The sequence below is a fragment of the Natronobacterium gregoryi SP2 genome, assembly GCF_000230715.2.
Lineage (GTDB): Archaea > Halobacteriota > Halobacteria > Halobacteriales > Natrialbaceae > Natronobacterium > Natronobacterium gregoryi.
The window spans coordinates 895430-918850 of record NC_019792.1 but is presented as its reverse complement, the minus strand read 5'-3'; the positions used below and the strand labels follow the sequence as shown (position 1 = coordinate 918850).

General features: G+C 62.7%; 24 protein-coding genes. 15 read left to right on the top strand and 9 right to left on the bottom strand.

Going from position 1 to position 23421, the window contains the following annotated elements:
• The first annotated feature begins 63 nt into the window (after positions 1-63).
• The 3 genes from NATGR_RS04455 (at position 64) to NATGR_RS04445 (ending at position 3983) form a co-directional block, all read left to right on the top strand.
• Positions 64-936, top strand: a complete 873-nt coding sequence (locus NATGR_RS04455; protein ID WP_005581194.1) for an aminotransferase class IV — start codon at positions 64-66, stop codon at positions 934-936.
• 531 nt (positions 937-1467) lie between these two features.
• Positions 1468-2496, top strand: a complete 1029-nt coding sequence (locus NATGR_RS04450) for an LLM class flavin-dependent oxidoreductase (RefSeq protein ID WP_005581195.1) — start codon at positions 1468-1470, stop codon at positions 2494-2496.
• A 161-nt stretch (positions 2497-2657) separates the two neighbouring features.
• Positions 2658-3983 (top strand): MATE family efflux transporter, encoded by a 1326-nt coding sequence (locus NATGR_RS04445; RefSeq protein ID WP_049887843.1) that lies wholly within the window; start codon positions 2658-2660, stop codon positions 3981-3983.
• On the opposite strand, the gene NATGR_RS04440 is transcribed toward NATGR_RS04445, so the two are convergent.
• Entirely contained in the window at positions 3980-5092 is a 1113-nt protein-coding gene (locus tag NATGR_RS04440) for a saccharopine dehydrogenase family protein (protein WP_005581197.1), read from the bottom strand. The two genes, NATGR_RS04445 and NATGR_RS04440, sit on opposite strands and share 4 nt — an antisense overlap.
• Before the next feature lie 102 nt (positions 5093-5194).
• Between NATGR_RS04440 and NATGR_RS04435 the strand changes: the two genes are divergently transcribed.
• Both NATGR_RS04435 and NATGR_RS04430 read left to right on the top strand, forming a co-directional pair.
• Positions 5195-5608 carry a Rieske (2Fe-2S) protein gene (locus NATGR_RS04435; RefSeq protein ID WP_005581198.1) on the top strand — a complete coding sequence of 138 codons (414 nt, stop codon included), beginning with the start codon at positions 5195-5197 and terminating at the stop codon, positions 5606-5608.
• A gap of 33 nt (positions 5609-5641) precedes the next feature.
• Positions 5642-6967 (top strand): metallophosphoesterase, encoded by a 1326-nt coding sequence (locus NATGR_RS04430; RefSeq protein ID WP_015233326.1) that lies wholly within the window; start codon positions 5642-5644, stop codon positions 6965-6967.
• A 119-nt stretch (positions 6968-7086) separates the two neighbouring features.
• On the opposite strand, the gene NATGR_RS04425 is transcribed toward NATGR_RS04430, so the two are convergent.
• Positions 7087-7449, bottom strand: coding sequence for a DUF7344 domain-containing protein (locus tag NATGR_RS04425; RefSeq protein ID WP_049887842.1), 363 nt, complete (start codon positions 7447-7449; stop codon positions 7087-7089).
• 207 nt (positions 7450-7656) lie between these two features.
• Positions 7657-7947 carry a transcriptional regulator gene (locus NATGR_RS04420; protein ID WP_005581205.1) on the bottom strand — a complete coding sequence of 97 codons (291 nt, stop codon included), beginning with the start codon at positions 7945-7947 and terminating at the stop codon, positions 7657-7659.
• 98 nt (positions 7948-8045) lie between these two features.
• Here NATGR_RS04420 and NATGR_RS04415 point away from each other — a divergent pair, with 98 nt between their 5' ends.
• The 7 genes from NATGR_RS04415 (at position 8046) to NATGR_RS04390 (ending at position 13840) form a co-directional block, all read left to right on the top strand.
• Positions 8046-9020 carry a sugar phosphate nucleotidyltransferase gene (locus NATGR_RS04415; RefSeq protein WP_005581206.1) on the top strand — a complete coding sequence of 325 codons (975 nt, stop codon included), beginning with the start codon at positions 8046-8048 and terminating at the stop codon, positions 9018-9020.
• 88 nt (positions 9021-9108) lie between these two features.
• Positions 9109-9702 (top strand): NfeD family protein, encoded by a 594-nt coding sequence (locus NATGR_RS04410; protein ID WP_005581209.1) that lies wholly within the window; start codon positions 9109-9111, stop codon positions 9700-9702.
• Positions 9703-9791: 89 nt separating this feature from the next.
• Positions 9792-10943 (top strand): SPFH domain-containing protein, encoded by a 1152-nt coding sequence (locus NATGR_RS04405; RefSeq protein ID WP_005581212.1) that lies wholly within the window; start codon positions 9792-9794, stop codon positions 10941-10943.
• Positions 10944-11290: 347 nt separating this feature from the next.
• The gene (locus NATGR_RS04400) at positions 11291-11911 is read left to right on the top strand and encodes a winged helix-turn-helix transcriptional regulator (RefSeq protein WP_005581214.1); all 621 of its coding nucleotides are present in this window, start codon (positions 11291-11293) and stop codon (positions 11909-11911) included.
• Positions 11912-12032: 121 nt separating this feature from the next.
• On the top strand, positions 12033-12542 hold the full coding sequence (locus NATGR_RS04395) for an IS630 family transposase (RefSeq protein ID WP_005581215.1): 510 nt from the start codon (positions 12033-12035) through the stop codon (positions 12540-12542).
• Positions 12506-12712, top strand: coding sequence for a transposase (locus NATGR_RS20610; protein WP_197706740.1), 207 nt, complete (start codon positions 12506-12508; stop codon positions 12710-12712). Before NATGR_RS04395 ends, NATGR_RS20610 begins: the two co-directional genes overlap by 37 nt.
• Positions 12713-12955: 243 nt before the next feature.
• A complete protein-coding gene (locus tag NATGR_RS04390) occupies positions 12956-13840 on the top strand; it encodes an IS1595 family transposase (protein WP_015233210.1) in 885 nt (294 codons plus the stop codon).
• A gap of 380 nt (positions 13841-14220) precedes the next feature.
• Here NATGR_RS04390 and NATGR_RS04385 read toward each other — a convergent pair whose 3' ends face one another.
• On the bottom strand, positions 14221-14754 hold the full coding sequence (locus NATGR_RS04385) for a hypothetical protein (protein WP_005581217.1): 534 nt from the start codon (positions 14752-14754) through the stop codon (positions 14221-14223).
• Positions 14755-14793: 39 nt separating this feature from the next.
• Positions 14794-15375, bottom strand: coding sequence for a SprT family zinc-dependent metalloprotease (locus tag NATGR_RS04380; protein WP_005581218.1), 582 nt, complete (start codon positions 15373-15375; stop codon positions 14794-14796).
• A gap of 92 nt (positions 15376-15467) precedes the next feature.
• Here NATGR_RS04380 and NATGR_RS04375 point away from each other — a divergent pair, with 92 nt between their 5' ends.
• A complete protein-coding gene (locus NATGR_RS04375; RefSeq protein ID WP_005581219.1) occupies positions 15468-16400 on the top strand; it encodes a phosphorylase family protein in 933 nt (310 codons plus the stop codon).
• A gap of 15 nt (positions 16401-16415) precedes the next feature.
• On the opposite strand, the gene NATGR_RS04370 is transcribed toward NATGR_RS04375, so the two are convergent.
• On the bottom strand, positions 16416-16826 hold the full coding sequence (locus NATGR_RS04370; protein ID WP_005581220.1) for a DUF7124 domain-containing protein: 411 nt from the start codon (positions 16824-16826) through the stop codon (positions 16416-16418).
• Positions 16827-17705: 879 nt separating this feature from the next.
• Between NATGR_RS04370 and artA the strand changes: the two genes are divergently transcribed.
• Both artA and NATGR_RS04360 read left to right on the top strand, forming a co-directional pair.
• On the top strand, positions 17706-18728 hold the full coding sequence (gene artA / locus NATGR_RS04365; protein ID WP_005581221.1) for an archaeosortase A: 1023 nt from the start codon (positions 17706-17708) through the stop codon (positions 18726-18728).
• Between the two features lie 7 nt (positions 18729-18735).
• On the top strand, positions 18736-19446 hold the full coding sequence (locus NATGR_RS04360; protein ID WP_005581222.1) for a metallophosphoesterase: 711 nt from the start codon (positions 18736-18738) through the stop codon (positions 19444-19446).
• Here NATGR_RS04360 and NATGR_RS04355 read toward each other — a convergent pair whose 3' ends face one another.
• The 3 genes from NATGR_RS04355 to NATGR_RS04340 all read right to left on the bottom strand — a co-directional run bounded on the left by NATGR_RS04355 (position 19447) and on the right by NATGR_RS04340 (position 23383).
• Positions 19447-20202, bottom strand: coding sequence for a CPBP family intramembrane glutamic endopeptidase (locus NATGR_RS04355; RefSeq protein WP_005581223.1), 756 nt, complete (start codon positions 20200-20202; stop codon positions 19447-19449).
• 365 nt (positions 20203-20567) lie between these two features.
• Positions 20568-21845, bottom strand: a complete 1278-nt coding sequence (locus NATGR_RS04350; protein ID WP_005581224.1) for an NAD(P)/FAD-dependent oxidoreductase — start codon at positions 21843-21845, stop codon at positions 20568-20570.
• Between the two features lie 260 nt (positions 21846-22105).
• Positions 22106-23383 carry an MFS transporter gene (locus NATGR_RS04340; protein ID WP_005581226.1) on the bottom strand — a complete coding sequence of 426 codons (1278 nt, stop codon included), beginning with the start codon at positions 23381-23383 and terminating at the stop codon, positions 22106-22108.
• Positions 23384-23421: the final 38 nt, after the last annotated feature.

The following is a 23421-nucleotide window of genomic DNA, read 5'->3' as shown; positions in this document are numbered from 1 at the left end:
CCTGAACAGGAGAGTTCATACTGGTTCGAGTACCACGACGAGACGAATCACCTCGAGCATCCCATGACCGACGAACCTCTCTACCATGTCGACGGCACACTCGTTCCAGCGAGCGAGGCGACCGTCAGCGTCGACGACCGAGGCTTCCGCTACGGCGACGCAGCTTTCGAGACGCTACGGGCCTACGGCGGCACGGTCTTCGAGTGGGAGCACCACGTCGAGCGCCTCGAGGCCACCTGCGAAACCCTATCGCTCGAGCACGGCCTCTCTACGGACGCCCTCCAGGGGCGGATCGGCGAGACGCTCGCGGCGAACGACCTCGCGGACGCCTACGTCCGCCTCTCGATCACGCGTGGCGTCCAGCCCGGGAAACTGACGCCACAGCCGGAGGTCGATCCCACGGTGATCGTCTACGCGAAGCCGCTGTCACGGGGTGGACTCGAAGGCGAGTCGGTCTGGGACGAGTCAGCGACGGTCGAGACCGTCGAGACGCGCAAGATTCCCGACGCCGCTCTGCCAGCGAGCGCGAAGACACACAACTACCTGAACGGCATTTTGGCGCGGACAGAGCTCTCGAGCGATGTCGACGAGGCAGTCCTGTTCGACGCGGCCAACCACGTTGCCGAGGGAACGACGAGCAACCTGTTTTTCGTCCGCGACGGCGTCTTGCAGACCCCCTCGACCGACGGCCCCGTCCTGCCCGGGATCACGCGGGAAGTCGTCCTCGAACTCGCCGAAGAAGCCGGCGTTTCGACTCGAGAAGGAACCTACGACCTCGAGGACGTCCTCGCAGCCGACGAGGTGTTCCTGACGAACCGGACGTGGGAACTGCGGCCGGTCGCGACGGTCGACGGTCGAGAGATTGGGGGCGGGCCAGTGACAGATTGCCTCTCGAGGCTGTACGACGAGCGCGTCGAGGAACGCTGTTACGGGTGAACCGCCTCGGGGTCAAGTGGTTCGAGAGACTTCGTCTCTCGTCATCACGGAAGCGCAGAGATCTTCCGAACGTCCCCGAGCCACTCGGCCTGCTCCGCCTGTAGACGTTCGTTCTCGAGGAATCGATTCGACAGAACCCCAACCGATTCGTTCGGTCACTTCGTCCTCACTCAACCACTGTCAGAGCAAACTCTGAGACGGATTACTGTACCGATTTACCGGCGCAACCGCCGCCAGGGTCGCGGTTGTGCCGAAAATGACTTACAGTAAACCGTATGAGACGGACTGCTGTCCCGATGTCCCAGCGCGACCGCAGGCGTGCTCGCGGGCGCGCTGGCACTGACGGACAGCAAACCGTATGACACGCCTTCACTCGCTGCGCTCGTGAAGAGCTCGCGCGCTGTCGACCGCCCTCGTTTCACTCGGTCGGCCGACAGCGCGCCATTTCACGTCGACGTGGATACGTTCTCGACGAGGCAGCTACCTTCCGCTAGCCGAACCGTTATTTCTCGCAGTTTCCGAGTGGGACGTATGAGACTCTCTGCTGTCGACCTCTCTCCGGTCCCCGACGACGGCACTGCGACGGAAGCGTACGAAAACACTGTCGAAGCCGCTCAACAGGCCGAAAAACTCGGATTCGAGCGGTTCTGGGTTGCCGAACACCACGGCATGGCAAATACTATTGCGGGCACGACGCCTGAAGTGTTGCTCGGCCATCTCGCCGCCGAAACGAACTCGATCCGGCTCGGATCGGGTGCCGTGTTGCTCAACCACTACAGCCCGTTCAAGGTCGCGGAGGCGTTCGGCGCGCTCGACGCACTCGCGCCGGGTCGCATCGACGCGGGCCTCGGACGGGCGAACGGCTCGCCGGCCGCGGATCAGGCCCTCGAAACGTCCCGTCGCGTCCAGAACCCCGACGAAGATCACGCCGAGAAGATCGAGGCCGTCGTCAACCACCTCTACGACGACTTCCCCGAGGGACACGCCTACAGCGACCTCGAGATCGCACGCTCGAGTGCAGAGCCACCCGTTCCGTGGGTTCTCGGTTCGAGTTCCTCGAGTGCGAAGATCGCTGGGAAACTCGGCTTACGCTACTGTTTTGCGGCGTTCATCCGCCCACAGTTGGCCACGCAGTCGTTCGAGGCGTACCGCGAGCATTTCGAACCGCCGGCCCTCGCCGGTGGCATCGACGAACCGGAGGGGCTGGTCGCGGTAAACGCAATCTGTGCCGAAACCGACGAAGAGGCGGCGCGTCAGCGTGCTGTCGCCGAGGCGTCGTTCGCGCGGATGCGGCGTGGAGTCGTCGGAACGACGCCCTCGGTCGAGGAAGCCATCGACGAACTCGGTGATGTCCCGGAACCGACGCCGGCCACGCTCGAGGCCGACGAATGGCCGCGGGCGATCTCAGGAAGTCCGGACACGCTCGCTGGCCTGCTCGAGCAACTCGCCGACCGCGTCGGCGTCGACGAGGTGATGATCCAGCACGTACTCGCCGACCACGACGACGCGCTTCGCTCCCACGAACTGCTGGCCGAAGGCGTCGGCCTCCCCTCAGCATAACGCCGCTCCGTTCCGGAGCTCGCCGCGTGCGGGAGACATCTCGAATGCCGTCTCCAACAGGTTCAAGCGGCGGACGATTCGAGTGTTACGCCGTGCGGTCTCTCGGACGCCGACGGCTCGTCGACGTCTGGCGGCGCGTGCTCGATCTCTCCTGGCCGGTGATGGTCGAGCAGTTCCTCCGGACGCTGATGCGGACGACCGACGTCGCCGTCACCGGTCTGTTCTCCCCCGCGGCGGTGGCAGCCGTCGGACTCGCGGACCTCTACGCACGACTCCCGCTGCGGATCGGCCTCGGCCTCGGCAGCGGCGTCATCGCGCTCTCGAGTCAGGATACCGGTAGCGGTGCGACGGCGAACAGAGACGAGGCGATCACGCAGGCGATACTGCTCGGTGCCGTCGCGGGAATCCCCTTTATCGTGTTCGGGTATTTCTTCGGCCAGTGGGCAATCGCTATCATCAGTCCGGAGCTCACTCCCGAGTCAGAAGTCGCCCGGATGGGCGGAATCTATCTGGCGATAATTTTTGCGACGACGCCTGCACGCCACGTCGCGCTCGTGGCTGCACGGTCGATCCAGGGCGCTGGCGACACGCGCACGCCGATGTCCGTCAACGTCGTTTCGAACGCACTCAACATCGTCGGGACGGTCGTTCTGGGGCTCGGACTCGGGCCTGCGCCCTACCTGCACATCGTCGGCGTCGGCATTGCGACCGCCGTTGGAAACGTCTTCTCTGCACTCGCACTCGTGGCCGCGATCTACGGCTCGTGGACGCCAGCCGGCTTCGTCCGGCCGACGCAGTGGACGATCACCCGGCAACTGCTCGCGATCAGTGCCCCAAGAATCACAGAAGGGTTCCTGACGACCGCCCTCGAGTTCCCGTTCAACTCGATCCTGCTGTACTTCGGGACGGACGTCAACGCCGCCTACCAGATCGGGCGACGCGTCTACCAGCAGATTACGTCACCCCTCTCGCGGGGCTACCGGACGGGGACGAGCATCGTCGTCGGCCAGACACTCGGCGAGGGCGATCCCGTCAGTGCACGGTACAACGGCTGGGCAGCCGCAGCGCTCGGCGTTTTGACTGTCGGCTCACTCGGCGTCGTTCTCTTCTTCGGTGCCGAGTGGTTCGTCAGCTTCTTTACCGACGATCCCGCGACGCGGTCTTACGCGGCCGGCTTCGCCGCGGCCTACGCACTCGCCGCGCCAGTGACCGTGCTCTACGTCGTCCTCGCAGGCGCGCTCACGAGCGGCAGTGACACGAAGACGCCGCTTATCGGTAGGATCAGCGGGATGGTAGTCGGACTCCTCGGCGTCTCTTATGTCGGCGGCATCGTCCTCGGCTACGGCGTCCCAGCAATCTACGTCTCGATCGTCGTCTATTACCTGTGGGCGACGATCTACGTCGCCATTGGATTCCATCGCGGTGCCTGGATCGAACGCACCCAGTCGATGATGGACGAACGAGGGAGTACCCCTGGCGAAGATTAACTGTTCGACGCGACTTGCCAGAGAGACTGTTGTGCGCCGTCGTTCTCGAGAGCAGGTGCCGAAAGCACCTCACAACGAGCGTCGAACTCGAGGATGAAGTCGCTCCCGAAAGCGGTCGCAGGCGTCTGGAAACCGTCGTCGGCGTCGTCGATGCGCTCGCTCGCGGCGAGTGCGGTTTCGACGGTTAGCGCGTACGGGTTCGGCGTCTCGAGGCGTGCACCCACACGTCGCCCGGCGTCGTCCTCGACTTCGCCCCAGACGATAGCTCGATCGGTCGCCAGTTCTCGGTCGCCCGGTCCGTCGAACGTAGAATCGATCGCTCGCTCGAGAAGTCGCCTTACTGGCTCCGAGGCGACGACAGAACTGACCGAGTCCAGCGCCTGCATCGCTTTTGTCGTCCACGGCGGCGCGGCGACGTAGACTTCGACGGATTCGAGTCCGGTGTCGTAGGCTGCAGTGACGACGTCGCCAAACGGAACAGTGACGGCGTGTTCGGGTCCGTGGCCGAAATCGATCTCACGGCTGCGAAACGCCACGGGCACTCGTAGGAGCCGTCCGTTCCGTCGGATCACACCTCCCTCGCAGAGCCCCTCGAGAGCCGTCCGTGCAGTACCTCGTGAAAGCGAACTCCGACTCTTTTTGCCGAGATGGAGACGGTCGGCTTCCGGTAACACCCCGTCGAGAAACGCCGCCAGACAGTCCGTCGGGACGACATCGAAACCGACTCCCGGCAGCACCGTCACGCCAGCGTCGCGTGCACGCTGATCTCGCTGGCGGAGCCGTTCGAACACCGGGCACTCGCCGGTGACGTCGAGATAGTCGGTGCCAGTCTCGAGACAGGCCTCGACCAGCGGCTCGGCGGTTTCGACGAACGGTCCCGCACAGTTGAGAACAGCTTCGACGTCCTCGAGAGAGTCAGTGAGAACTTGCTTCCCTGCTGGTTCCGCCAGGGTGAACACTCGTCTCTCGACCCCGAGCGCGTCGGCTTGGCGAGTGACGTTGCTGCGGTCGCGGCCGGCGACGACCGGCGACCAGCCTCGAGACACCGCTTTCGCGGCGATTCGGCTCCCGATGTACCCGTACGAGCCATAAACGAGCAGGGAGTCCATACGTTCCGTTTCGACGTAGCCGTAATAAAACTCCGTCAGACGGTCGCGAGACCTGCCAGTGAGACGTAACGTTCACGAAACCCGACTGCGAACGGAGCGTCGATGGCAGCCCAACGACCGATCACGACGCTCGAGGCGGTACCTGCGGAGTCGACGTTTCTCTTTCGGGTTCGAGACGGAAACGGCGAGGTGAAAGAGGCGGTCCTCGTCCGCTCGGGAGCCGACGTCTTCTGCTGGCTCAACTACTGCCAGCACTTCACGCACATCAAACTCGACAAGGGCTCGGGTGCGGTGATGCGAAACGGCGAACTCGTCTGCGAGAACCACGGCGCGTACTTCGAGGCCGACTCCGGCGACTGTACGCATGGTCCCTGCGAGGGCGCGACCCTGACAGAACTCGAGGTGACAGTCGTCGGTGACGAGATCTCCCTGACCGACGACGCCTACGAGTTCGTCGGCACCGGCCCGATCGAGGACGGCGACGACCTGACCGCGACGTCGAACGTCGAGTTCTAGTTATATACGTCTCGAGGGTGGACGTGTGACGACATGGCTGACGATGCCGACGGGCGGGTCTACTACGTCATCAGCGACCTCCACATCGGCGGCGACGAGCAACTGGGGGAAGTCGACTTCCTCGAGGAGTTGATCGCGTTTCTCGAGCGACTGGAGACGACCGACGAAGACGTAGAACTCCTCATCAACGGTGACGCGTTCGGTCTGTGGGAGATCACCGAGATCGACGGGCTGGCGAAGTTCGACGTTCTGACCGACCGCTATTCCGGGTTGTTCGAGCAGTTGCGTGCGACCGGTGCGTCGATCCCGGTCACGATGTTGCCGGGGAATCACGACCACGATCTCGCCGCGTACGACGAGTACGTCGACCGACTGGCCGAGTACAACGTCGACCTCGTCCAGGCGGAGTCGGTCACGCGTCCGGTCGGCGACCGGACGATCCACTTCGAACACGGCCACCAGCAAGATCCAAACAACCGCTTCGAGGATGTCGGGAACCGACACGAGACGCCGCTTGGCTACTACTACAACGCCCTCGTGACGAGTCGAGCAGGCCGGCTCTCCGAACGGGGGCGGTACAACTGGTTGAAAGACGTCCAGGCGGTTACCCCGACCGAACGAGTGCCACGCTGGCTCCTTTCGAAGTACTTCTACCGCGAAATGAACCCGCTCTTGCGGTACGCCGTGCTCCCGTTCTTGCTCCTTCTCAACGTCAGTGTCGTCCTCGCAGTGCTGGCAGGTCTGGACGTTGCCGGCGTCTGGGCGATGCCGGTCGAAATGGCAGATGCAGTTCTCGACCAGTTGGGTTACGTCGGTGAGACCGTCCATCTGCTCCTCGTCGTCAACGCAGCGGTCGCTGGCATCCTCCTTCTCGTTGGGATTCCCGTCTACTTCGTCCTCCGTGACTTCAGACAGACTGTCGACCGGTTCGGCATCTTCGAAACCGACCTCACCGTCGATCCGGACGAACCCTACAAAGAGGCTGCACGCGAGGTGTTTGCTGCCCAGCCGGAGACGGCGATATTCTGCTACGGGCATACTCACCGACCGAAGGTGATCGATGTCGACGGCCGATTGCTCGTCAACACCGGAACGTGGTTGAAGCGACTCCACCGCCGAGACGTCGCCGTCGGCGTTCTTCCGCCAGTGTTTTACCCCTCGTATCAGCTTTGTGCCGTCAGGATCAGCGCCGAGACAGCAGGCGTTACGGTCGAGTACGAGGAAATCGAAAAGTCGAATCCGAGTCCGATAGAAGTCACCCGTACCGAACGTCTGCTCACGCTGGGCCGAGAACCGTCGTCGAACCTCCCCGATCGCTCGATCGTCTCCGACACGGCTTCGGATACCGGAAGCGACTGATACGGTTTGCTGCCGTCTAGTGCCGGCGCGCCCGCGCGCTCTTGCGGTCGCGCCGGGACATCGGGACAGCAGTCCGCCTGACCGCGCTCGAGTTCACGGACTGCCACGTCGTCACTCGCTTACGTGAGTCCGACCGGCGACACGAGATCCCGCTCCTGATCGTACTCGACCAGCCCCGCACGAACCAGTCGGGGCAGGTGGTCGTGATACAGCGAGATGTAGACGTTAGCGACACACTGGGCGGAGAGCTCCTGGACCGAAGCGCCGGTCTCCCGGACTGCGACCTCTTCGGCCGCATCGGGCAACGTGAGCGACTCCCCGTAGACTTGCATCACCTCGAGAAACAGCCGTCGGCGTTCGCTCGCGAGAACCTCGAACGCCTGGTCGACCGTATCGGTCGGCTCGTCGCGCTCGTCGAGCCACTCGAGTACCGCGAGCACGAATTCGGCGCAGTCGGGCCCGGAATCAGGCGTGGTAGTCATCTTCTCTTCTGTCTCCTCGAACGCAGTGTGACGGCCGACGCCCCGGCGAGACATCGGGAGACGGCGATTGCGGACGACTCGAGAGGGTCACGTTCGCGTTCGTACCGGGCTCAAGCCTGCCGTCTAAATATGCGTGTCGGAACGGAACCGCATCCCCGGTGACAGTGACGGTCCGGACCGTCCGGACAGTCCGAGCGTCTCGAGCGATTACTCGATCGTGAAGGTCGGTTCCGCCACCGACTCGCTCTTGCAAGAGGGACACCGCGACGGGAGATTTACCAGGTCGTCGAAGTCGTCGAACCCGCAGTCACGACAGGTCGGTGGGGCGACGAGCAGCTGTTCGTCCGTCCCCTCGACCGACTGGGAGACGTGTTCGACGTGGCCGACGACCGCGTGGGGCGTCAGATCCAGTTGCGTGGCGAGTTCGCTGGGCGTCGCTGGCTCAGTGCGTAACGCGTCGGCGAGTCGCTGTCGCGTCGTCTGATCGGCCTCGCGCATACTCGAGGGAACGTGGTTCGGGCGTTTATGGATGCCGGGTCGTCGCCGACATCGCTGAAAGGGCAAGTGACTTACATCCGTCCGTCGAATCCGAGGCCATGAAGGCCGTGGTTCTCGCGGGTGGATACGCGACCCGCATGTGGCCGATCACGAAACATCGGCCCAAGATGTTCCTCCCGATCGGCGACTCGACGGTCGTCGATCGCATCTTCACGGAGCTCGAGGAAGACGATCGGATCGACGACGTCTACGTCAGCACTAACGAGCGATTCGCCCCGGACTTCGAGAGCCACCTCGCGGAACGTGAGTTCGAGAAACCACAGCTCTCGATCGAAGAGACGACCGACGAAGACGAGAAGTTCGGCGTCGTCGGCGCGCTCGCGCAGTTGATCGACCGCGAGGGAGTCGACGACGACCTGCTGGTCATCGCCGGAGACAACCTGATCAGCTTCGACGTCACCGACTTCCTCGACTACTTCGACCAGCAGGACGCGCCGACGCTGGCCGCCTACGACGTCGGCTCCCGGGAGAAGGCCAAGTCCTACGGGCTGGTCGAACTCGAGGGCGACCGCGTCGTCGACTTCCAGGAGAAACCCGACGACCCCAGGAGTACGCTGGTCTCGATCGCCTGCTATGCATTCCCCGAAGACGCCCTGTCCCTGCTGCCGACCTACCTCGAGGAAGGTAACAACCCCGACGAACCCGGCTGGTTCGTCCAGTGGCTTCAGAGCCGGGAGCCGACCTACGCCTATACGTTCGAAGGCGCGTGGTTCGATATCGGGACACCCGAGAGCTACCTCGATGCCGTCTCCTGGCATCTCGACGGTAACTCGCTGGTCGCGGAGTCGGCGACCCTCGAGAACGCGACGGTCGGCGACAACGTCCACGTGATGGACGGCGTCACGCTCGAGGATACACACCTCGAGCACACGGTGGTGTTCCCTGGTGCGACGGTCCGGAACGGTGACATCCGCCGGTCGATCATCGACCAGGGGACTCACCTCGAGGATCTGGATCTGGCGGGCGCGTTGATCGGGGCACACACGACGATCAGGAACGGGTCGTCGGAGTAAACGCCGCTGTCGGCGCGTTCGGTTCGTTCCGGGGTTGGTCCTCAACCGGCGATAAACATTTAATCGGGGTGAGCCCTTATCCAAGGATATGCTCGATGCCCTCTTGGGGAACGTGCCGCTTTTGCTCCTGTCGGTGGGGCTCGTACTGATGGCGCTAGAGGCGCTCTCTCCGGGTGCACACCTCATCGTCATCGGGGTCGCTCTCGTCGGCGCAGGATTGATCGGCATACTATTCCCGGGCCCGGTGAGCCTGTTCATTCTGGCAGCGCTGACGCTTGCCATCGGTGCCGTCGCGGCGTACGTCTACAACGAGTTCGACTTCTATGGCGGCAAAGGAACGGCCCAGACCTCCGATTCTGATTCGCTTGCCGGCGTGACTGGCTACGCGACCACGGAGATCACGACTCGGGAGGGCGAGGTGAAACTCGATCAGGGCGGGTTCGCACCCTATTATAGTGCTCGGACGACGAGCGGCACGATCGACGAGGGCGACGAGATCATCGTCCTCGATCCCGGCGGCGGCAACGTCCTCACGGTCGAATCGCTCGGTGCGATCGGCGAGGACGAGATCGACCGGGCGCTTGCCAACACACAGGACCAGCCCCAGAGCGAAGACTCTGAGGGACACACCTCGAGCGAGTCGGACGACGATCCCGAAGTCGAAACCGAAACGGAGTCGTAACCCCGACCGGTTTCGAACCCGGCCCCTCACCGCTGACATGTCTCTCAAACAAGGGAACGCTTTTCACTTTACCGCTACAACGACGGAGCATGGTCGTAGAACTGTTCCCCATGCAAACCGGCGGTGCACTGTTGTTCGTCGGAGCCCTCGTTCTCGTCGTCGTCATCGCCGCGCTACTCAGCGCGATCGAGATCGTCGACGCGTACGAGAAACGAGCCCTGACGGTCTTCGGAGAGTACCGGAAACTCCTCGAGCCGGGTATCAACTTCGTCCCGCCGTTCGTCTCGAACACCTATCGGTTCGACATGCGAACACAGACGCTTGATGTCCCGCGACAGGAAGCGATCACGCGCGACAACTCGCCCGTGACCGCCGACGCCGTCGTCTACATCAAGGTGATGGACGCCAAGAAGGCGTTCCTCGAGGTCGACGACTACAAGAAAGCCGTCTCGAACCTCGCTCAGACCACCCTGCGTGCCGTGCTGGGTGATATGGAACTGGACGACACGCTGAACAAACGCCAGCAGATCAACGCGAAGATCCGCAACGAACTCGACGAACCCACAGACGAGTGGGGGATTCGCGTCGAGAGCGTCGAAGTCCGCGAGGTCAACCCATCGAAAGACGTCCAGCGCGCGATGGAGCAACAGACCTCCGCGGAGCGAAAGCGTCGTGCCATGATTCTCGAGGCACAGGGTGAACGCCGCAGTGCCGTCGAGAAGGCAGAAGGTGACAAGCAGTCCGAGATCATCCGTGCCCAGGGTGAAAAGCAGAGCCAGATTCTCGAGGCACAGGGTGACGCGATTTCGACGGTCCTGCGCGCTCGCTCTGCGGAATCGATGGGCGAACGCGCGGTCATCGACAAGGGGATGGACGCGCTGACCGAGATCGGTCAAAGCGAGTCGACGACGTTCGTCCTCCCACAGGAACTCACGTCGATGGTCGGCCGCTACGGCAAACACCTTTCGGGTAGCGACGTCGCCGAGGAGACGGACGAACTCGAGGCCCTCGATTTCGACGAAGAGACCCGCGAACTGATCGGCCTGGACGACATCGCCGAGATTATCGGCGAGATTGACGAGGAAGCCGAGATGGATGTCGAGGCGATGGAACAAGAAGCGCAGGCGATCAAGGAAGGGCAGGACCCCGGTAATATCTCCGATCCTGAAGAAGTGATCGAGGAGATGGATCAGGACTTCAAGGAAGCCAATCCGGCAGCCGAAGAGACCCAAGACGACTGATCGGCTGCCGATCGTCGGGCGTTCCACAATGTTTCGGCGACGATGTGTCTGGGTTCGGTGTTCGTGTGACATTTATTCGCTGTTTAGATAGTAGCGTGAGTGATACGGTTTGCTGGATGTCAGTTCCGGCGGGCCCGCACGCCCGCCTGCGGTCGCGCCGGGACAGCAGTCCGTATGCTCCCGTCGAGCAGCCGGTAGGGACAGAGTGGACGAGAGCACCGCGTCAGCACTGCCAGTCGGTGGAGTACCGCTAGCAACGGATCGAGAGCCGTGACGGTCACGATTCAGAGAAGGAAGCCGAGCGAAACCTGTTTTACGCCGGAACCCCTTTCGGACGGTAGACAGACATGCCATCGCCCGACGGGGTCGACGACGAGAAACGAGCGACCCTGCGCCGCTTCGCTGCCCTCGGTGCGACCGCTCCAATCGCCGGTTTCTCCGAGAAGGCGGCCGCGACGGACGACGGCGATAGCGACGCCCGTAACGCGATCCGAGGCTATCTCTCGACGACTCCTGGGGCGCACTTCTCGAAGATTCGCGACGACCTCCAGCTCGGGACCGGCGAGACCCAGCACCACCTGCGCCGACTCGAGGACGGCGAGGCGATCGAACGCTACAGCGACGGCGACTACAAGCGGTTCGTTCCGGCAGGGCGGTTCGACGAGTTCGAGAAGCGAGCGTTGGGCTACCTGCGACGGGAAACGGCCCGCGGAATGCTGATCGAACTGCTGGTCGCGCCGGACGCGACCGCCGGCGACCTCGCGGACGTGCTCGATGTCTCCCCGCCGACGGTCAGCAAGTACGCAGGCGAACTCGAGGAGGCAGGGCTGCTCTCCCGAGAAGACGGCTACGAGGTCCGGCGTCCCGCAACTGTCCTGTTGCTCGTCGTCAGGTACGCCGACTCGTTTGGCGAGCGCGCGACCCGTCTCGCGGGCAACGCGGACCGGCTGCTCTCATACGAAGACTGATACGGATTGCTTCGGATGCCTCGGTGTAACCTGGGGCGTGGTTGCACCGGGACTGACGGACAGCAACCCGTCTCATAGTGATTAAGGAAGTTATTTACCGGCGGGTGTTGTAGAGCCGGTAATGGGTCGGCTCGACGAGGTCACACTTGAGGAACTCTACGAGCTCAAAGATCAGATAGACGAAGGCAAGCCGCGAGAACGTGTTCTCGCGGCGATCGGGCGCAAGCAAGGCGATCAACTGAATACGCTGGCTGACCGCCACGGTGTCGTCGAGAAAACGATTCGCAACTGGCTCGATCGGTTCGAGGAAGAACCGATCGAACAAGCTCCCTACGATGCTCCTCGACCAGGAGGCCCAGCAAAGATCGAGGGACAAGACCGCGAGCAACTATTCGAACAGTTGCAGCAGTCACCAACTGAACTTGGCTACGATCAGCAAGCGTGGTCAGCGAAGCTTCTGCTTCACCACGTCAAAGAGGAGTACGGCGTCGAATACCACGAGAACTACGCGTACGAGTTGTTGAGAGAGGCCGGGCTGTCCTTGCGGACAGCACGGCCTCAACACTACGAGGCTGATCCCAAAGAGAAAGCCGAATTTCAAGAGACAGCCGAAAAAAACGACCCGAACTGAGCGAGAAAACCGTCGTTGCCGTCGACCAGTTTACCAAACACGTCGGAACCGTTCAGCGGCGTGGATGGTATCCGATCGGCTCAAATCCGTCAATAGAGACTGCAACATCTTGGAAGTCGGTGACAGTACTAGGCGCGGTCACCGACGACGGTGACAGCTTCTTCTGCTGAACAGAAGAGAACCTCACACGAAAGCACGGTATTCGGCTTTTAGAGGCGTTAACCGACAAGTTCGGTGATGAGTTAGTGGTGTTTTTGGACCGAGCGGGCTACTTCTACGCGAGGGATCTCTGGGAACACGTAAGCGGTGAGCGCAAGACCGAACGCTCTTCTGTAGGAGATTGTTGATACTGCTCAGCTGTCGCTGTAGAATCGAAGAGAGCAAGGACACCGCGTCAGCGGTGTCCGTTAGGCATGATCCCGCTAGATGTGTTTGGGTCGGAATCGGTCGCAGCGGACCTGTTAGAGCAGGTTCGCTGGCGTAACGGTGTTACTTGCCCTCGCTGCCGTTCTGACCTGACGGTCAAGAACGGTAGCTATGGGCACTTTCAGCGCTATCTCTGTAAGAATTGCGACCGCACGTTCAACGACAAGACCGGCACAATCTTCGCCCATTCGAAAGTCGCACTCAGAAAGTGGCTGTTCTCGATTTACGCGTTTCTCCGGTTTAACACGAGTCTTCGTCAACTTCAGATAGAGATCGACGTCCAGTACAAAACGATCTATCAGCGCGTCGAGCGCTTCACGAAGGCGCTTGATGCACCTTCGCTTGACCTTGTCGGACCGGTCGAAATCGATGAAGTCTACGTTTCTGCAGGGCTGAAAGGCCGCGAGCGCGACCAAGAGTCGCGCTCGCGTGGCCTGTCCACGCGTGGGCGAGGAACGTACGAGCAGGACAAACCGCCGGTGTTCACGATCGTCGATCGTGGCACCGGCGACCGATACGTGATCCCAGCGAAATCAGCCGACGAATCGACGATTCGGCTCCTTCTCGAAAACCGTCAGAAGGAGCCACTGACCGTCTACACTGACGGATTTCGTGCCTACGATCCACTGGCCGAGGACGACGCATTCGACCGCGAATACGTCGTCCACGGCGACGGCGAATACGCCAACGAAAACGTACACGTCAACACCTGCGAGAGCCACGGATCGCTGCTGCGACCGTGGCTCTCGCCTCATCGAGGCATCTCAAAAGACAAGCTCACACAGTATCTCCGAGCGTTCCAACTTCGACGAAAGCTACTGCGGAAACCAGGGAGAGAAGCGCTCAAACACGCTATCAAAGCGACGCTATGAGATCAACAAAGTGCTACACAAGAGCGAGACCGAAACTGTCGGAGACAGTTCGGTCTCGTGCGTGCGTGGAGACGATCTCGAAGTGTGGTATTTCCCGTGAAAACTCCCCGAATTAAACGCCGTCGAAGGGTGCTGGGATCAGCTCCAAGAGTGGTTCAAGTACCGCCTTGTTTCTGCTCTATCGACGCTGAAAGACTACCTTCCACGAGGTTTGAGCGCAATCAAGGAGCCAAATATCTGGCCGTATTTGACTGGTAACGGTTCGTCTTAATCACTATCAGTGAGGGCGTCGTCGAGGTCTGGAAGTGTAGACATCACGGTCGGCTCCCGTCGCGGATCTGGCCGCGGTCCCCGACCGTCCACGTCGAAGCGAGTGACCGTCAGTTGCCGGGCAGGAGATCGATGTGGACGACGGCACGGTACTGATCGTCGGTTGCCTCGTCGACGCGTTTCAAAAGCGCCACCGCGTCCGGCATCTGCTCGGGAACGTCGAAGGGATCGTCCGATTCGTCGTTGCGTTGTTTGCAGAGTTTGACGAACTCCCGGAGCGTCTCGTCGGTTCCCGGGGAGACGTAGACGACGTCGACGTCGTCCTCGACGCTCTCGAGCCACCCCTCGACGATGGAACTGGCGGCGCGTCTCGTCGCCCGCTTCCGCTCGATCAGTTTGGCCGCGTCAATCTCGTGGCTCTCCAGCACGTCGTCGAAGACGGCCTGGAGTTCGTCGACGTTCTCCTCGAGGTACGGCGCGTCCGCTTCGACCTGGATCAGCCGGTCGAACGCCTCGAGTTCTCGTCGGCGGACTGCGACGGGGTAGACGAAGTCGTGGGTCTCTTTCGGGAGCTTGTACGAGTGTCCCTCGACGCCCTGTTCGCCGTGGTCTGCCTGACCCAACATCAGATCGAGTATCCCCATAGGTGAAACAGATCGGGTGACTCGAATAAGTGTTCGGACCTACCACCCGTCGCCGAGTGTCGCTTTCGTCCCGCCGTAGCCGCTCGCGGTCGACCACGTTCGTCCACTCGAGACGTGTTCGGCTTCGTACCGGCCGCCACAGGCACCACACCGGTACTGGTCGGGTGCCTTCACCGGTTTCGAGGCGCGGTGGCGCTTCGCTTCCCAGTCACAGTCCACCTCGAGACACCGGAGGCGGTACCGGGGTTCGGCAAACGCCTGGCAGTGGCGGGGGGCGTCGAGTTCGGCTGCCTGTTTGTGAAACCGTTTTCCGTGGCCCGACTCGCCGAACTGCTGGAACTCCCAGGCGTGGACGAGTTCGTGTCGGACGACGGCGGCGAATGCCGGCCAGTCGTACTGCTCGTATGCTCGCCGGCTGAGCACGATCGTCGCCACCTCGCAACTCGCGTTCCACCGACACGCACCTGCCCGCCGCCGTGCCCGCGCGGAGACGGTCCACTCGAGACGCCCGAGGTCGACCGGAAGGTGGTAGTCGCCGTCGCCGTTCGCGACTTCTCGAGCGTGGATTCGTGCACGGGCGACGCTCTCGTCGGCAAGTGTCGGCGCGTCGCCGTCGCTCACGGTCCGTGGATCGAAGACGGCGACCGAAGTTCTTGCGGTCCGACTGGTTCGACGCCGGAGCCCCTTTACCGACGTGGCGTCACGGGTCGCGTATGAGCGAGCCCGAGCCTTCCGTGCCGGAGCCACGGCGACTCGAGGATGGGGAGATCGTCGCGCCGGCCGCGTTAGTGGTGCCGGCCGTAGCCGAACCGCCACTCGAGGAGCGCCGTCCGTGGCTCGAAGATCACGATATCGTCGACGCGATCACCGTTCCGGGCTGTTACACGCCGCTCTACCTGACGGACGAGGGGGTCGCGATTACGACGACCGGGATCGGCAAGAGCGACGCGGCGACGACGGTGACTGCGTTGCTGGCGACGCCCTCGATCGACCTCTCCTCGGCGTACGTCCTCTCGACGGGGATCGCAGGTGCACCGCCGGACCAGGCCGCGCTCGGCTCGGTCGTGGTCGCCGACGCCGTCGTCGACTGGGACCGCAAGCATCGCTGGGGTCGGTCGGACTCGAGCGGCGATTCCGCCATCGATCTGCTCTCGTATCGGCCACGCGAGTACGCCCACCGTCTCGAGGCAGACCTCGTCGAGTCGGCCCTAGACGCTGCACAGGCAGTCTCGCTTCTCGAGAACGACGACGCACGTGCCTACCAGGACCGGTATCCCGACGCAGTCGATGCCGAGACGACCGTTCGAACGGGGACGACCGTCTGTGGCGACGAGTTCTGGCACGGCTCGCGGCATGCACGCGAAGTAGAGTGGCTCTGTGAGCAGTACGGCGTCGCCCCGTACGTCACGACACAGATGGAAGACGCCGCCACGGCGACCGCACTGGCTCGGTTCGGCGTACTCGAGCGGTACCTGTCGGTTCGAGCGGTTGCGAACTACGACCGACCCGCACCGGGTGAGTCCGTCGAGGAGAGTTTCGACGGGACCGGAGAGAGTCTCGAGTTGGCGATCGAAAATGCAGCGATCGTCGGTTCAGCAGTCGTCTCGGTACTTCTCGAGACAGATCCGCTCGGCGTTCGGGCGTAGAAACGTCGGGTGCGTCTACGGCCAGTCGTCTCGGACCCCTTCGGCGTCGTCCCCGTCCTGGCCCGCCTGGGTCGCGACGATCCAGTCGGCCGCATCTGCTGCCTCCTCGAGGTCGAGGTACTCCCAGTCGACTTTTTCGGCGAGTTGTTCGTCCTCGTCGTCGACACCGACGAAGACGTGGCGGTCCGTGTCGAACTGGTCTTTGACGCCTTCGAGACTCTCGCGCTTGCCGCGGGGACCGGAGAAGAAATCTTGGCGGACGCGGTTCTTTCGCGTGAAGTTCGTCACGACGTATGTCGGTTTTTCGGAGACGACGCCGATGTACTCGGTCCATCCTCTGGCGTCCTCGAAGACGCTCTCCGGCGAGGCAAGCTGTTTCAACGCCTCGAGCTCGAACGCTAGAGTCATGTCACTGTCGCCGTTCATACGCGGTCGAACGCGCGCACTGGGGAAAACGGCTTCGGTACGTCCTACCTTGTCGGGTCGTTCGTTCCGCCGTCTGGCGTCGGCTTGCGGACGACGGGTCCGGGTGCTGTCCGAGACACCACTCGTCGGCAGAGCCGTCTCGTCTGGGGGTGGCTCTCGAACAGTGTTCTCTTGTCAACGACCCCACTGTACTCCGCTTACCCTAACGGGTTCGCTCGGTGAGGGGAGCGGGGGACTGTCGGTCCCACGGCCCATGCAAACGGGCTACCCCGTTCGCAAATAGGACTTGTCCGCGGACTCGACCTCTGCTCGGCAGAGTACGGGGTGTCTTCCCGATTCGGTGTCACTGTCTCTTGCCTCGGGGCGTATTGGCTGGCGCCTCTCCCACGTGAGGAGTGCTGCTCGCGTCGGAGAGACACATCTGCCACGTTCTTGGCAGCGTTGTCATCGGCGTGAGTTCTGAGACGGACTGCTGTCCCGCTGTCCTGGCGCGACCGCAGGCGGGCTCGCAGGCCACCCGGCACTGACGGACAGCAAACCGTCTGATACGGTTTACTGTAGGTCATTTCCGGCACAACCGCGACCCGGGCGGCGGTTGCGCCGGTAAATCGGTACAGTAATCCGTATGAGTCGTGCACTTCTGGCACGCAAACAGCTCGCGTGACGGTCGATTGTCCTCGTGGATGAACCCACACGAAACACATCGCTTGACTGTGTTTTCGGGGTCGTCGTATCTACGACCAATCCTTCTGCTTCGGCCTTGGACTCGAGGGGACTCGTACAAACGGGTAAACGCCCATTCCGAGTGCCACGCAGCTACATGACGACGAAAGCGAGGCGTCAAGTTGATACCGAGCGAGTTCGTCGGATAATTTGAACATGTCGTCCGCCCCCTTTGCGGTCGGAGTCGACTCGGTCGTCTTTTTAGAGTCCGCCGATGTGATTCCACACGTCCCCGCGATAGTCGGCGGTATCGGGCTCACGGACGTTCTTGCCTGGGTCTCGATCGGTGCTTTCTTTGCCGCTTTCCTCTTGCACTGGCAGAGCGGACCGGACGCTGCCCGCCGCATCGGAGCCGTCGCATGGCTGCTCTTTGGGGTCTTCTGGCTCACGATGGTGCCGTACTACTACTACGACGTACAGAGCCCGCTACAGACCGTGTTGGCGCTGGCTGCCCTCCCGCTCTGTGCTTACACCGGATACCTCCTTTTTGCCGGTCGCCAGTCGCTACTCTTGCTCACGAAAGCTGTCGGGATCATGGGCCTGATTTACCTGCCTGCCGAGACGATTCCATTCGTCCGAGCGTGGCTGATCGAGACGACCGCCGCCCAGACTCACTACGGGATGGAACTGCTGGGGCACAGCCCCGGGCTCAGCGAGGGGGTAAACGGGTACGAGAGTCGCTTCGACTTCGATCCCAACGAGACAGTCACCGGGCGGACGACCTACATCGTCATGGCCTGTACGGGGCTCGGGAGCATGGCCATCTTCGGTGGCTTGATCGCGTCCGTTACGGCCCCGTTGAAGCGCAAGGCCGCTGCCTTCGCGCTCTCGATCGGCGTCATCTGGGCACTCAATCTCACACGCAACGTCTTCATCGGCCTGGCCTCTCCGTGGGGCTGGTTCCAGCAGGACTGGATCGTCTCGTTCATGACGACCTATCTGGGTGCCGAGGCCGACCGAGTCTCTTACCTCGTCGCACACAACTACGTCTCACAATCGCTGTCGGTCGTCGCGCTGATCGGCATTACCTATCTCGTCGTCAGAATCCTCCCGGAGGTACTCGCACCGCTCGAGGAGGTGCTGTACGTTCTTTCGGGCAACGAGTACGACCTCTTCGAGGCACTCGGCAAAGACGAGTACCGGCCCGACAAACACAATACTGGCACCGCTGCCGACTGATCCGACCGTGACGACCACAGCCGTCGACGTTCCGTTCTCCGTCCTCGAGCGCGCTGGCTACTTCCCCTCGGCTAACGCACTCGTCGTGGCCGACATCCACCTCGGCCGTGCGGTCGCCTCGAGCGTCGACGCGCCGATCGACGACGGCAAAGACGTGCGCGACCGCCTCGCTGGCCTGCTCGAGTGCACCGACGCCGCGACGGTCGTCGTCGCCGGCGACCTGCTCCACTCGTTCGACCGCGTTCCGCGTGGGGTCGAACGTGATCTCGAAGCGCTCGCGTCGACGGTCGACGAGCGAGGGGCCGACCTCGTCGTGACCCCGGGCAACCACGATACGATGCTCGAGGACGTTTTCGACGGCTCGACGGCAGACGAGTACCGACTCGACGACGAGACGGTCGTCTGTCACGGCCACGAACCGCCGGAAACCGACGCCGACAGGTACGTCGTCGGCCACGACCATCCCGCGTTGTCGGTCGACGGCCGGAAACTCCCCTGCGTGCTCTACGGGCCCGACGTTTACAACGGTGCGGACGTACTCGTCCTGCCCGCGTTTACCCGCCTCGCTGGCGGTGCGACGGTCAACGGCATGACTGCTCGAAACTTCCAGTCGCCGTTCGTAACCGACGCCGACGCCTTCTATCCGGCAGTCCAGGACGGCGAAGTCGGGGAGACCCTGTGGTTCCCACCGCTGGGTGAGTGTCGGGAACTGTTGTAGCTACGCGAACGGCACCATGGCGAGAAACAGCGTGACGGTGAATAGACCGTGTACCAGCGCGGGAACGACGAGCGTTCCCGCCTGTTCGTACGTCACGCCGAAGATCACACCCATTACTGTATAGTAGACGGTCGTGTGGACGATCACTGCGGCCGGCGGCTCGAGCAAGAGAATCGGATACAGGTAGAAGAACGCGAAGACGAGGCCGGCGAGTCCGATCGCCCTAACCGGCTCGAACGCCAGCCGCAGTCGCCCCTGAACGACGCCGCGAAAGAGGAACTCCTCGACTGGGCCGACCACCAGCAGGGACAACAGTGCGCCGACGAGCAAGACGGCCACCGACGAGATGCTGTAGCCCGCATACCCCGTGAAGCCGGGTGATATCTCGATGGCGAGTAGCAGCACGTCCGTGCTTGCAAACGACAGCGTCACGGTGCCCAGTCCGGCAGCGAGGGCAGCGGTGGCGAGACGCAACTCGCCCTGGGTAGGCAACCGAACGGAGACGGGGACAGTCGGTCGATACCACACGTATCCGACGCCGACGGCGAGAAAGGAAGCCTGAATCGCAAGTAGGTTGACGCCGACCGTCAGAACGTCGCCGCCGACCGACTGCAACTGCACGGCGAGTAGCGTCACGGTGCTGTTCGTCACTACTGCTGCGATACTCACTATTGCGACGACGATCAGCGCTCGAGTCCGCCCGAATCGATCAGTTCGGGAGTCGATATTGTCGTGGTGTCGGGGAACTTCTCCCATATCCGGGTCGTTGCAACCGACGCCAATAATTGTTATATGGATGATATTTAGGGTGGGTTGTTGACAGGTTCGGAACGACCATTCGACGGCACGCGACGAGACCGGTAGTGACTACGGAGTACACAATCCCCGACGATGCGTACGCGGTTCTCGGCGACGAGACAGCGAGCGACTCGAGTGGAGCCAGCAGGGACCGAGCACCGGTGAGAACGCCGCTGCCCACAGCAACAGGAACAGGAACGATACGGCGAGAGCGCCCTCGAGGATACGGAGTCGACACCTGGTTCGGGTGGAGGGGCTGAAACGGGACACCTCCCGACGTTCGCTTGCGGGACATAATGGTGGCCAGAGTTTATAGCCTCGACTTACGAGGAGAGATCCTCGAGCACGGCCGTTGCCACGTCCCGTCCGCTCTCTATCGCACCCTGGATCGACGACCAGTGTGTGTAGTCGCCGGCCAGATAGATCGCTCCGTTCGGGTCGCGAGCATCGGGCAGACCTTCGTGGACGCCCGGCGGCTGGACGAACTGGGCGAACGGGATGCGGTCGGTGTGAACGCACTCGAACCCGTCGAACGACCGTTCCGGATACCACGACTCGAGCGTTGACCGACTTCGTTCGGCGAGTTCCTCGTCGTCGGCGTCTGGGTCGCCGAGGTAGGTCCCACTGAGCAGAATCCGGTCGCCAGGTGCGTACTCGGGCGCGACCTCGCTGTGGGGGACGATCTGGTTCGGCCCGTCGTCAGTAGCGTTCAACAGGAGTCGCTTTCCGGTCTCGAACTCGGCCCGCGCGGGAAGCGCGTAGTACTGGGTCACACAGCCCCGGCCGTCGGTCGGGATCGCGTCCACACCAGTGAGGTCGCGGGCAGACGGCGGGTCGGTCGCGACGACGACCGCGTCGGCCTCGTAGTCGGCGTCGTCGGCCACCACCGTCACGCCCGCACTCGCACCCGAGACCGACTGGACCTCGACGCCCGTTTGCACCGTTGCTCCCTCCTCGTGAACTCGGTCTGCAAGCTGTGTCGGAATCGCGCCCATTCCCTCGGCCGGGACGGCAGTCGATCCCGCCGCAAGCGTCCGGAACGTGTACTCGAAGATCCGCTTCGAGGTCGACAGCGACCGGTCGAGCGTGATCCCACCGTAGAAGGGCACGACGAAGCTCTCGAGGAAGTCGTCCGAGAACCCCCGGCCTCGCAGATACGATTCGATCGACTCGTCGGGGCCGCGAAACACTTCCTCGAGATCGAGTCGTCGAAGCTCCCACCAGAGGCGTGCAACGCGAAGCTCGTCGGAGAACGAGACGTTCGGATTGAGCACCGTCGCCACCAATGCCCCCGGGTCCCGGAGCGGATCGGAAAGTGTCGAGCGGTGGTTCGGCCGGGCGATCGTCGCTCCCGGCGAGAACCGCCGGAGATCGAGGTCCCCGAAGTCAAGTTCCTGCTGCACTGCAGGATAGCCAGTGAAAAGCACCTGGAACCCGCGGTCGAACCGGAACCCGTCTCGTTCGACCGTGCGAACGCGGCCACCGACAGTCCCGTTTCGCTCGAGAAGCGTCACCTCGAGGCCAGCACCCGCGAGGTGCCGCGTTGCCACGAGTCCAGCGAGTCCACCACCGACGACGATCACGCGCGGAGTCGACTGCATGTCCGGGCATTGGGAGCGAAGATATAAAACCGTAGACCAAACGCCGCAACGCGACGTGGATGCACGTCGTAGACCTATCACTCGGTCGCCACAACCCGGTGCCGAGTGTCCAGTCTCCGAGTCACGAACGTGAACACGGGCACGCCTGTGAGAACCCCGAAGGTGACGCCCAACGCAGAGTCAGCGAGAGAGTCGGCCAAGACACCGACACTGACGCCGTGCCGTCCAGTCGAGACAGTCGTGATCTCGGCCGGGATTGATCAGCGTCGCTCGCCGTACCGGTACAGCAAGAGCGCGAACAGACACCCCAGAACAGGGAACGCAGCGAGTGCGACGAACGTTCCCATAACCGTCGTCACCTCGAGCAAGTAGCCGGCGATAGCTGCTCCGGTCGCGCCGATGCCGAAGACGACGAGATAGGTGTAACCGTACGAGAGTCCCCGATCGCCGGGCGGGCTGTACTCGGCGATCGTCGCCTGGTACATCGGCTGCAGGGAGAAAAGCAGGAAACCGAGTACCACACTGACGAGGACCAGCGTCGTCGTGCCGGCCTGTGCTGCGGGGACGAACAGGACGGCGACGACGGCGAGCGAGCCAAAGATCACCGCGAGCCCGGTTTCGGTCGGGATGCGGTCGGTCAGCTTTCCACCGACGTACTGGCCGGCCATCCCGACCATCAGCAGTCCGGCATAGAGATACGACGCAGGGTCGAACTCCTCTGCCATCGGGCTGTCCGGATCGAACAACTGGAGTTGTGCTGTCACGTCCGGCAGAAAGTCACTCAAGACGTCAGGGAGAAACGTAAGCGTCCCGCGGTAGAACAGTCCGTTCATCATCACGACGAGCATGACGACTGTGAACCCGAGCGTGAACAGCGCCCTGCTGTCGGCGACGAACGCCGAGAGCGAACTTGGACTATCACGGTCGTCTTCGATGCTGCCACCGTCGGTCTCGACCGCGGCGGTCTCGTCGAAGCTTGCAGTGACAGCGTAGGCGATCGCGATCATGGCTGGGGCGACCAGCAAAGCAGTGACGAGTCGCCAGTCGAAAAACAGCAACAACACCGCAGTGAGCAACGGCCCGAACGCGATACCGAAGTTGCCAGCCATCCCGTGGTAGGCGAAGCCGGTACCGCGTTGCTCGACGCCGGTCGAGATCAGCGACAGACCTGCAGGGTGGTACACGCTCGCTGCGATTCCCCAGACACAGAGTGCAAGCGTGATCGTTACGATTCCCTGGGCCGCGCTCAACAGGAGGAACGACCCCCCCATCCCGGCGAGACAGGCCAACACGAGCTCCCGCGAACCGAACCTATCGACGAGAACGCCGGCCGGAAGCGCGCCGATACCGAACAGCCCGTAGCCGACCGCGACGGCAGTCCCGAGTATCGCCGTACTCACGCCGAACTCGGTGATCCAGATCACCATCAGGATCGGAATCGAGAGTTCGTAGGTGTGGACGACCGCGTGCGAGATCATCACGAATCCCGTGATCGACCTGTCGTTGTCGGTCATCTCACCAACCTGCTCCGTACTCATGTGTGATCGACAGACAGGTGGCCTCCCGGATAACGATT

Excerpts from the sequence above, each read along its gene's own strand:
- NATGR_RS04340 (WP_005581226.1), bottom strand. The coding sequence starts at position 23,383 with ATGAGTACGGAGCAGGTTGGTGAGATGACCGACAACGACAGGTCGATC.
- NATGR_RS04400 (WP_005581214.1), top strand. The coding sequence starts at position 11,291 with ATGCCATCGCCCGACGGGGTCGACGACGAGAAACGAGCGACCCTGCGC.
- NATGR_RS04350 (WP_005581224.1), bottom strand. The coding sequence starts at position 21,845 with ATGCAGTCGACTCCGCGCGTGATCGTCGTCGGTGGTGGACTCGCTGGA.
- artA (WP_005581221.1), top strand. The coding sequence starts at position 17,706 with ATGTCGTCCGCCCCCTTTGCGGTCGGAGTCGACTCGGTCGTCTTTTTA.
- NATGR_RS04415 (WP_005581206.1), top strand. The coding sequence starts at position 8,046 with ATGAAGGCCGTGGTTCTCGCGGGTGGATACGCGACCCGCATGTGGCCG.
- NATGR_RS04435 (WP_005581198.1), top strand. The coding sequence starts at position 5,195 with ATGGCAGCCCAACGACCGATCACGACGCTCGAGGCGGTACCTGCGGAG.
- NATGR_RS04425 (WP_049887842.1), bottom strand. The coding sequence starts at position 7,449 with ATGACTACCACGCCTGATTCCGGGCCCGACTGCGCCGAATTCGTGCTC.
- NATGR_RS04420 (WP_005581205.1), bottom strand. The coding sequence starts at position 7,947 with ATGCGCGAGGCCGATCAGACGACGCGACAGCGACTCGCCGACGCGTTA.
- NATGR_RS04385 (WP_005581217.1), bottom strand. The coding sequence starts at position 14,754 with ATGGGGATACTCGATCTGATGTTGGGTCAGGCAGACCACGGCGAACAG.
- NATGR_RS04440 (WP_005581197.1), bottom strand. The coding sequence starts at position 5,092 with ATGGACTCCCTGCTCGTTTATGGCTCGTACGGGTACATCGGGAGCCGA.
- NATGR_RS04445 (WP_049887843.1), top strand. The coding sequence starts at position 2,658 with ATGGTCGAGCAGTTCCTCCGGACGCTGATGCGGACGACCGACGTCGCC.
- NATGR_RS04405 (WP_005581212.1), top strand. The coding sequence starts at position 9,792 with ATGGTCGTAGAACTGTTCCCCATGCAAACCGGCGGTGCACTGTTGTTC.
- NATGR_RS04355 (WP_005581223.1), bottom strand. The coding sequence starts at position 20,202 with ATGGGAGAAGTTCCCCGACACCACGACAATATCGACTCCCGAACTGAT.
- NATGR_RS04370 (WP_005581220.1), bottom strand. The coding sequence starts at position 16,826 with ATGAACGGCGACAGTGACATGACTCTAGCGTTCGAGCTCGAGGCGTTG.
- NATGR_RS04430 (WP_015233326.1), top strand. The coding sequence starts at position 5,642 with ATGGCTGACGATGCCGACGGGCGGGTCTACTACGTCATCAGCGACCTC.
- NATGR_RS04455 (WP_005581194.1), top strand. The coding sequence starts at position 64 with ATGACCGACGAACCTCTCTACCATGTCGACGGCACACTCGTTCCAGCG.
- NATGR_RS04375 (WP_005581219.1), top strand. The coding sequence starts at position 15,468 with ATGAGCGAGCCCGAGCCTTCCGTGCCGGAGCCACGGCGACTCGAGGAT.
- NATGR_RS04395 (WP_005581215.1), top strand. The coding sequence starts at position 12,033 with ATGGGTCGGCTCGACGAGGTCACACTTGAGGAACTCTACGAGCTCAAA.
- NATGR_RS04450 (WP_005581195.1), top strand. The coding sequence starts at position 1,468 with ATGAGACTCTCTGCTGTCGACCTCTCTCCGGTCCCCGACGACGGCACT.
- NATGR_RS04390 (WP_015233210.1), top strand. The coding sequence starts at position 12,956 with ATGATCCCGCTAGATGTGTTTGGGTCGGAATCGGTCGCAGCGGACCTG.
- NATGR_RS04410 (WP_005581209.1), top strand. The coding sequence starts at position 9,109 with ATGCTCGATGCCCTCTTGGGGAACGTGCCGCTTTTGCTCCTGTCGGTG.